At 66.1% G+C, this 1,885-nt stretch carries 2 protein-coding genes; both read left to right on the forward strand.

Features of this window, described 5'->3' with window-relative positions:
- Positions 1–285, forward strand: a 285-nt coding sequence (gene tnpB, locus L630_RS0120535; RefSeq protein ID WP_024850041.1) for an IS66 family insertion sequence element accessory protein TnpB, incomplete at its 5' end; no start/stop codon positions are given.
- Positions 286–342: 57 nt separating this feature from the next.
- A complete protein-coding gene (locus L630_RS0120540; protein ID WP_024850042.1) occupies positions 343–1,872 on the forward strand; it encodes an IS66 family transposase in 1,530 nt (509 codons plus the stop codon).
- The last annotated feature ends 13 nt before the right edge of the window (positions 1,873–1,885 follow it).

Genomic DNA, 1,885 nt, shown 5'->3' on the forward strand with positions numbered 1-1,885 from the left:
GGATTGGCTGCGCTGGTACGCGAGACGATGGGCGCCGATCCGTTCTGTGGCGCGATCTACGTCTTCAGGGCCAAGCGCGCCGACCGGGTCAAACTCGTCTACTTCGACGGCACCGGCGTGTGTTTGCTGGCGAAGCGTCTGGAAGACGGGAAGTTCTGCTGGCCTGCCATCACCGATGGCGTGGTCAGGCTGACGGCGGCGCAGTTGCAGGCGCTCCTGGAAGGGCTGGACTGGCGGCGCGTGCATGATGCCCGCGAGACGCGCGCGCCGGTCGCGGCAAGTTGATTCCGTCGACGTCGAAAACGCTGGCAAAGCATTGGAATGCATGATTGAATCGGCTTTGTGAGCAATCCGGCCGACCCTTTGAACAACGATCCGATCGCGCTTCAGGCGATGCTTGCCGCGGAGCGCGCCGAGAACGAGCGGCTGCGCCAGATCATCAAGGAGCTGCAGCGTCACCGCTTCGGCCGCAGGGCAGAGAGCCTGCCCGTCGAGCAGCTGCTGCTAGGTCTGGAAGAGGCCGAGCAGGTCGAGGCCGAAGGCTTCGCGGCGGACGACACCGCCGATCCTGCCAAGGGCGGGGCTCGCGCCAGGACGCGCCGGGCCAATAGGGGCTCACTGCCGGCTCATCTGCCGCGGGTCGAGCAGGTCGTCGACATCGACGACAAGAGCTGTCCCTGCTGCAAGGGAATGCTGCATGTCATGGGCGAAGACGTTGCCGAGCGCCTAGACATCGTGCCGGCCCAGTTCCGCGTCATCGTCACACGCCGACCAAAATACGCCTGCCGGAGCTGCGAGGAGGTTGTTGTGCAGGCGCCGGCTCCCTCGCGCCTCGTCGAGGGCGGCATCCCGACCGAGGCGACGGTGGCGCATGTGCTGGTGTCGAAATACGCCGATCACCTTCCGCTCTACCGCCAGTCCCAGATCTATGCCCGCCAAGGCGTCAACCTCGACCGCTCGACGCTCGCCGACTGGGTCGGCAAGGCAGCTTTCCTGCTTCGGCCCATCCACGAGCGGTTGTTCGAGCGGCTGAAGGCGTCCGACAAGCTCTTCGCCGACGAGACGACGGCCCCGGTGCTCGATCCCGGGCGCGGCCGCACCAAGACCGGCCAGCTGTTCGCCTATGCGCGCGACGATCGCCCCTGGGGCGGGATCGATCCGCCCGGCGTCGCCTACCTCTATGCGCCCAACCGAAAGGCCGAACAGCCCCTGCGGCACCTTCAGGGCTTCGTCGGGATCCTTCAAGTCGACGGCTACGCCGGATACAAGGCGCTGGCCGAGCGCAACGCCATGAGCCTGGCCTTCTGCTGGTCGCACGTGCGTCGCCGCTTCTACGAACTGGCGCAGTCCGGACCCGCTCCAATCGCAACGGAGGCCCTGCAGCGCATCGCTGAGCTTTACAAGATCGAGAACGAGATCCGAGGGCGCCCGGCGGAGGAGCGCCGCGCCGCTCGCCAGGAAACGAGCCGACCCATCATTGATGCCCTCGAGCCTTGGCTGCGCGGAAAGCTCGCGCTGGTCAGCCAGAAGAGCAAGCTCGCCGAAGCGATCCGCTATGCGCTCTCGCGCTGGGCCGGGCTCGGCCGCTTCCTCGACGATGGGCGCGTCGAAATCGACTCCAACATCGTTGAACGCAGTATCCGCCCCATCGCCCTCAATCGGAAAAATGCCCTCTTCGCCGGTTCCGATGGCGGTGGAGAGCACTGGGCAACCATCGCCTCGCTGATCGAGACCTGCAAGCTCAACGGCGTTGACCCGTACGCTTACCTCGCCAACGTCATCACCCGCATCGTCGCCGGTCACCCGCAGAACCAGATCGACGACCTGCTGCCATGGGCCTACGTCCCCGCGCCACTCAAGGCCGTGGCCTGAGAACAGCGGTTAC

It is taken from the genome of Aminobacter sp. J41 (assembly GCF_000526635.1).
GTDB lineage: Bacteria > Pseudomonadota > Alphaproteobacteria > Rhizobiales > Rhizobiaceae > Aerobium.